A 6,288-nucleotide genomic window follows, 5' to 3' on the forward strand; every position below is an offset into this window, starting at 1 on the left:
GACGAAATTGACCCCGGCAGCCATCCTTGAAACCGTGCTGTATGCCCGCGACCTTGCTGCCGCCGAGGACTTCTATGGACGTGTGCTAGGCCTGACGCTGCACGCCAAAGCCGACAACCGCCACGTCTTCTACAAGCTCGAAAGCCAGATGCTCCTGATCTTCAATCCCGAGGTGACGCGAACGCCCTCGACCGGCAAGCTCCCAATCCCGGCGCATGGCGCGACGGGCGACGGCCATGTGTGCTTCGCCAGCGCCGCAGGCGACCTCGAGGCCTGGCGGGCGCGGTTGAGCGGCCTCGGCATTGCCATCGAAGCGGATTTCGAATGGCCGGGCGGCGGCCGTTCCCTCTATATCCGCGATCCAGCCGGCAACTCCGTCGAGTTCGCCGAGCCACGCATTTGGGGATTTCACGCATGAAGCAGCTTGAGCCGGGCAGCCGGCTGGTCGTCGCGAGCCACAATCCCGGCAAGGTCTGGGAGATCAAGGAATTGATCGCGCCGTACGGCTTCGACGCCGTCTCCGCGGGCGATCTCGGCTTGCCCGAACCGGACGAAACCGAGCCCACTTTCGACGGCAACGCGCGCCTCAAGGCGCTGGCCGCGGCCACCGGATCCGGCCTGCCCGCGCTCGCCGACGACTCCGGCCTGGAAATCGATGCGCTCGGTGGCGATCCCGGCATCTATTCCGCTCGCTGGGCCGGCCCCGGCAAGGACTTCGGCCTCGCCATGCAGCGCGTCCACGATGCGCTCGACGAAAAACGCGCCTGGGACGGCACGCCACCGCGCGCCAATTTCATCTCCGTCTTGTGCCTCGCGTGGCCGACGGGCGAGCACCGCATCTTCGAGGGCCGCGTCTACGGCACGCTGCATTGGCCCCCGCGTGGCGGCAACGGCTTCGGCTACGATCCGATGTTCTCTCCCGACGGCGACAAGCGCACCTTCGGCGAGATGCCGCCCGAAGCCAAATACGCCATTTCCCATCGCACCCGCGCCTTCGAGGCGTTCAAGCGCGACTGCCTCGATCACGTCAAGGCGCAGACCCCCGCTGAAAAATCCGGACGCGACTTCGAGGCGCTCGACGCCGCCGCGCGCAACCTCTCGACGCAGGCCGAGCTGGCGACGTTCATCACCAGCCTGCGTGAGGATTTCGCGGCCAACCGCACGTCCTGGAAGACCGACGATCTCGCAACGTTCCTCGTCGCGCTCGAACGCGCGGCCGCCACGGCGAACACATCCGAGGCCGAGCCGCGCTGGCGGACTCTGGCGCGAACGCTGCTCGCGGCCAGCCGATGAGCGGTCATCGTCTCGCGACAGCAGTGACGAACGCCGGGCCGATCGGAGCCGCTGGCGGCGCGCGCATCGTCTCGCGAGACGATCCCGGCTTCGGCGTTTACATCCACTGGCCGTTTTGCGCGCAGAAGTGCCCCTACTGCGACTTCAACAGCCACGTCCGCTTCGGCGGCTGGGACGAACCACGCTACCTCGCCGCCTACAAACGCGAGCTGGACCACATCGCAGCGTTGATCGGCACTTCCCCTCCCCCCGCCGGAGACACCTCTTCTTCTCCTCCCCCCTTGTGGGGGAGGCCGGGAGGGGGGGATCCCCAAACATCAGCGTTCAGGATTCCCCCCACCCCTAACCCCTCCCCACAAGGGGGAGGGGAATTGCACACCTCTTCTCCGTTCGCGGGAGACACCTCTTCTCCTCCCCCATCATGCCGAAGGCATGTCTCCGACATGACGTGGGGGAGGCCGGGAGGGGGGGACTCCCAACTTCCCAATAGAACCGTCACGTCCATCTTCTTCGGCGGCGGCACGCCGTCGCTGATGAAACCGGAAACCGTCGGTGCAATTCTCGACCACATCGCCAGCCTCTGGCCCGTCGACCCCGGCGCCGAGATCACGCTCGAAGCCAATCCCGGCAGCGTCGAAGCCGCCCGCTTCGCCGGATACCGCGCAGCCGGCGTCAATCGCGTCTCGATCGGCGTGCAGTCACTGCGGGACGCGGATCTCAAGCGCCTTGGCCGCATCCACTCCGTCGAAGACGCCAAGGCCGCCATCGCCATCGCCACGCGCACGTTCGATCGCGTCTCGTTCGATCTCATCTACGCGCGCCCCGATCAAACGCTCGACGGCTGGCGCGACGAACTGACGGAAGCCCTCGCGCTGGCCGCCGGTCATCTCTCGCTCTACCAGCTCACCATCGAGCCCGAGACACGCTTCGCCGATCTTTACGCCAAAGGCCGCCTCGTCATTCCGGCCGCGGAAGCAGCCCACGACCTCTACGAGCTGACGCAGGACCTCACGCACGCCGCGGGCCTCGCGCAGTACGAGATCTCGAACCACGCCAAACCCGGCGAGGAGAGCCGGCACAATCTTCTCTATTGGCGCTACGGCGAATACGCCGGCGTCGGCCCGGGCGCGCACGGGCGGATCGTGACCACCGCCGCCCATCTCGCGACGATGACCGAGCGCAACCCCGAACGCTGGCTCGCGAACGTCGAGCAGCACGGCCACGGCATCTCCGACACCGAGGAACTGACCCCGCCTGCACGCGCCGACGAGATGCTGCTGATGGGCCTTCGCCTCGACGAAGGCGTCAATCTCGATCGCCTCGCGGCCGTCGGCGGCTTGACGCCCAGCGCCGCGACGCTAGCCGATCTCGCCGCCCAGGGCCTGATCGAGCGCACCCCCGGCCCGGATGCCGACGATCCCGAACCCTCGCCCGAACCTTGGCCCGAACCCTGGCCAGAACACTTGGACGAGATCCGCACCTGCATCGGCCCCGGCCTCTCCCCGGCCGCTCCCGTCGCCGTGCGGCCCCGCCCGTCCCTCGGACGCATCCGGGCGACCAAGGAGGGACGCTTCATCCTTAACCGCCTCGTGCTGGACCTCTCCGCCAGCTTCGTGCCCGCCAAGGGTCCGGGCTCGCCGCGATAGACAACGGCCTCCGCGCCCACTAATCACGGAAGCGCTTTTTCCGGAGAGTTCGATCTCATGATGCGGCGGCTGTACGATTGGATGATGAACCTCGCGCGCAGCGATCGCGCGCCGCATGCGCTGTTCGCGGTCTCGTTCATCGAAAGCTCGTTCTTCCCCATCCCGCCGGACGTCATGCTGGTGCCGATGGTGATCGCGAACCGGCTCAAGGCCTGGTGGTACGCGACGATCGCGACCGTGGGCTCCGTCATCGGCGGCGTCTTCGGCTACGCCATCGGCTACTTCTTCTTCGAGCAGATCGGCCAGCCCATTCTCGAGTTCTACGGCAAGGCCGACGGGGTCACCGAGTTCTTGAATTGGTTCAACGTTTGGAGTGTCTGGATCATTGTCCTCAAGGGCATGACGCCGTTCCCCTTCAAGGTTCTAACCATCACCGCAGGCATGGCCCACATGCCCTTGCTGGAATTCATCGCTGCGAGCGTCGTCGCGCGCGCCATGCGGTTCTATCTCGTCGCGGGCCTGCTCTATTACTTCGGTGAGCCGATCCGCGAGTTCATCGAGAAGCGCCTGACGCTGGTCACCACGGTGTTCGTGGTTGTGCTGGTGCTGGGCTTCGTCGCCGTCAAATACGTATTCTAGCCGCGCGGCGGTCGCCTTAAACCGGCGCGGATACGAGGAGCGTGACAGCCATGCTGACGTCCGAAACTCCCGAGCGAGGCATTGCCTACCGCGCCGGCGGCTTGGCCCTCTTCATCGCGGCGGGCGTCATCCTGACGGCCCTCGCGTTCGAGCATCTCGGCGGATACGCGCCCTGCCCCCTCTGCCTCATGCAGCGCTACGCCTATTATGCCGCGATCCCGCTCCTGTTCGTCGCCATGGCGCTGGTCTCGGAAATGCCCCGCGTCGCCGCACTGCTCTTTTTCATCGTAGCGCTGGCCTTCCTCGGCAATGCCGGGCTTGGCGTCTACCACGCGGGCGCCGAATGGAAGTTCTGGCCGGGCCCCGCGACATGCGGCACGGCGCAGGCCCTTCCGACCTCGGCGGCCGACCTCTTGAGCGGCCTCCAGCAGACGCACGTCGTCCGCTGCGACGAAGCCGCCTGGACGTTCGCGGGCCTGTCGATGGCCGGCTGGAACGTCGTCGCGTCGCTGATCATTTTCGCGCTCGCCGGCAAGGCCGCGCTGCAGTCCGCATCGGCCCGCGACTGACGCGAATTTCCCTGCGGAATTATCAACAGCCGGAACCGGATTCGTGAAACGCGAGGCCGATGAAGCGCTTGCGCGCGTCTCGTGTGGCCGCGTCGCATCCAGTCAACAACATAACGCTCGCCAGTCAATTTTCAGCCTTCGCGTGGCCATAGTGTCACGCTTTATTGGCCTTGTTCGCGGAACACAAAAGGAACTTGAGTTGTGAGCGTACCGCGGTGGGGGGAAATGTTGCCGATTAGGAATCGGTCGCTGCGCCAAGTTTCGGAACCTGTCCCGGCCGAAACTGCGAATTCGAGAAACTTGGCGCAGAAGCAAAGTCCCTCCGAGGCGTTGCGTGAGTTTTCAACAAGAGTCCGTTCCGCAAGCCGGAACCCACTGCGTAGCCCTGGCGTCAATTGCATACCGAGTAGCGTTGCGTTGCGTACCCCCGAGTTGAGTAGCGTTGAGTTGCGTACCGGAGGCATCGAGATGCGTACCGGAGTGTTGAGTACCGAGTTGCGTACCCCCGTACTGCGTAACCCTGTGTATGCGTACCCCACTGCATCTCCCAAGAACACGCTCGCCGGCGTGTTCGAGAAAATGAAGCGAGCCGCAAGGTCGAAGAAGTCCCAGCGTATCGGCGAGCGGCTCGCCACTCAGGTTCAGTCTGCGTACCAGCGTCCGCGTAACACCGTCCCCGTATCCGCGTCGTAGTCAGCGTACCCGTCCAGTCTGCATCCTGTTCTGCGTTCCGGCTGAGTAAGCGTTCAAGTTAGTCAGCGTCCCAAAGTCAGCGTCCAGGTGTCCTGTGCGTCGGCGTCGGCCCTCCCTGTGTGCGTTTGGCCGCGATGAACCGGACACGGCGTAACGAGTGAGTAAATCGCATGCCGAGTGATGTGAATGAGTGGCGATCTTTGCACGATGCCGTCGGCGCCGTATTGGCGGCGGCGCGCGCCGGGGGGCGGTCCCCAGGCGAAGCAAGTGCCAAGACGCAAATGAAATAGGTCGCACCTGTGTACCGCGTAGCCGACCAAGAGAATTGAAGGCGGTTTCCGTCTTCCACGAGTAGGCAAGCATACCGCGTACCTGACACCAGTCCCAGTTGGTGCCGCATGAACCGGTTTTGCGTAGTGGCACCGAAGAAGCGGTGTGCTTGCCGATCCATCTGCGCGTTACAGTAGGAAGGAACGATCCATGATCCCCGATCACGTCAATCCGATGCAGTGGCACCAGTCTATGGGCATCGCACGCCAGTCTTGCGCCCGGTTTTTCCGCGATGGAGGCACGGCGCACGACGCCATGCGCGCCTTCGGCGTCGAGACCCGGCAGGCGGGTGCAGCTGATTGGGGCAAGGCCGTCGAATCCATCGCCTACGTACTCTGCGCAAAGCCCGAAAAGCGCGCGGCCTAACCGCTGCTGCGCACGACGTCTGCTCACGCGGACACCTCCATATGCCGCCCCTCGCGTAGTGCAGCGAGCCAGGTTTATGGCGCCTTACTTGGGTGAGCAAACGTGAGTGAGCAACGTACGCGAGCGAGCAATTCGCGCGCGTCCAACCTTCCCTAGTCTTCGAAGACCTTCCAATCCTTGGCCCCGGCAACGGGGCTTTTTTTTTGGCTGTCAGACAACGGATCTGCGCGTCCATCGATCCGATCTGAACTGAGCCGCACGTGGACCAAAGCAAAATCCGCGTCGCACACCCCGCGACTGGCGTGGGTCCCCTGAGTTCACAAACGAAGTGCAACACCTTGTCGGCGAGGTGTTGCGATGGGAAAGCCCTACGTCCAGCTGTCACTTGAGGACCGGTGCGAGATTGCCAGCCGCCGTGCCGCCGGCCAGTCGATCCGGCAAATCGCGGCAGCTCTGGATCGCCAGCCGTCGTCAATCGCTCGCGAGATCAAGCGAAATTCAGGCCGCAAGGTCGGCTACAAACCAACCTACGCCCAAGAGCAGACCCGCGCCCGGCGCTGGAAAGGCTCCAGGCTCACCCGCAAACCCCACCTCCAAAAAGCCGTCCTCGACCGCCTCGCACAAGGCTGGTCGCCCGAACAGATCGCCGGACGATTGAGCCGCGACTCCGCCTCCGAGCGCGTCTCCTACGAGACCATCTATCGCTTCATCTACGATCAGATCCGCAGGACCAACGATAGCAAATGGCGCCT

Annotated in this window: 6 protein-coding genes and 2 pseudogenes; all 8 read left to right on the forward strand. The window is 64.6% G+C overall.

What is annotated here, in order from left to right; translation table 11 throughout:
* Nucleotides 1-7: 7 nt before the first annotated feature.
* Nucleotides 8-418, forward strand: coding sequence for a VOC family protein (locus tag ACTIFK_RS07550; protein WP_439542456.1), 411 nt, complete (start codon nt 8-10; stop codon nt 416-418).
* Entirely contained in the window at nt 415-1,293 is an 879-nt protein-coding gene (locus ACTIFK_RS07555) for a non-canonical purine NTP pyrophosphatase (RefSeq protein ID WP_439542441.1), read from the forward strand. Before ACTIFK_RS07550 ends, ACTIFK_RS07555 begins: the two co-directional genes overlap by 4 nt.
* A gap of 65 nt (nt 1,294-1,358) precedes the next feature.
* A pseudogene (locus ACTIFK_RS07560) lies at nt 1,359-1,523 on the forward strand (radical SAM family heme chaperone HemW); the annotation flags it as partial.
* A 255-nt stretch (nt 1,524-1,778) separates the two neighbouring features.
* Nucleotides 1,779-2,939: pseudogene (gene hemW, locus ACTIFK_RS07565) on the forward strand (radical SAM family heme chaperone HemW); the annotation flags it as partial.
* Between the two features lie 57 nt (nt 2,940-2,996).
* Nucleotides 2,997-3,578 (forward strand): YqaA family protein, encoded by a 582-nt coding sequence (locus ACTIFK_RS07570; RefSeq protein ID WP_439542442.1) that lies wholly within the window; start codon nt 2,997-2,999, stop codon nt 3,576-3,578.
* Nucleotides 3,579-3,628: 50 nt separating this feature from the next.
* The gene (locus ACTIFK_RS07575; protein ID WP_439542443.1) at nt 3,629-4,147 is read left to right on the forward strand and encodes a disulfide bond formation protein B; all 519 of its coding nucleotides are present in this window, start codon (nt 3,629-3,631) and stop codon (nt 4,145-4,147) included.
* Nucleotides 4,148-5,320: 1,173 nt separating this feature from the next.
* Complete coding sequence (locus tag ACTIFK_RS07580; protein WP_439542444.1) at nt 5,321-5,536, forward strand: hypothetical protein; 216 nt, start codon at nt 5,321-5,323, stop codon at nt 5,534-5,536.
* 357 nt (nt 5,537-5,893) lie between these two features.
* Nucleotides 5,894-6,288: transposase (locus ACTIFK_RS07585; RefSeq protein ID WP_439542445.1), on the forward strand; the 395-nt coding region annotated here is incomplete at its 3' end.

Source organism: Hyphomicrobium sp. (assembly GCF_051860585.1).
Lineage (GTDB): Bacteria > Pseudomonadota > Alphaproteobacteria > Rhizobiales > Hyphomicrobiaceae > Hyphomicrobium_C.

Bases quoted from the DNA above. Each gene is read 5' to 3' on its own strand.
- ACTIFK_RS07570 (WP_439542442.1), top strand. From the start codon at position 2,997: ATGATGCGGCGGCTGTACGATTGGATGATGAACCTCGCGCGCAGCGAT.
- ACTIFK_RS07555 (WP_439542441.1), top strand. From the start codon at position 415: ATGAAGCAGCTTGAGCCGGGCAGCCGGCTGGTCGTCGCGAGCCACAAT.
- ACTIFK_RS07575 (WP_439542443.1), top strand. From the start codon at position 3,629: ATGCTGACGTCCGAAACTCCCGAGCGAGGCATTGCCTACCGCGCCGGC.
- ACTIFK_RS07580 (WP_439542444.1), top strand. From the start codon at position 5,321: ATGATCCCCGATCACGTCAATCCGATGCAGTGGCACCAGTCTATGGGC.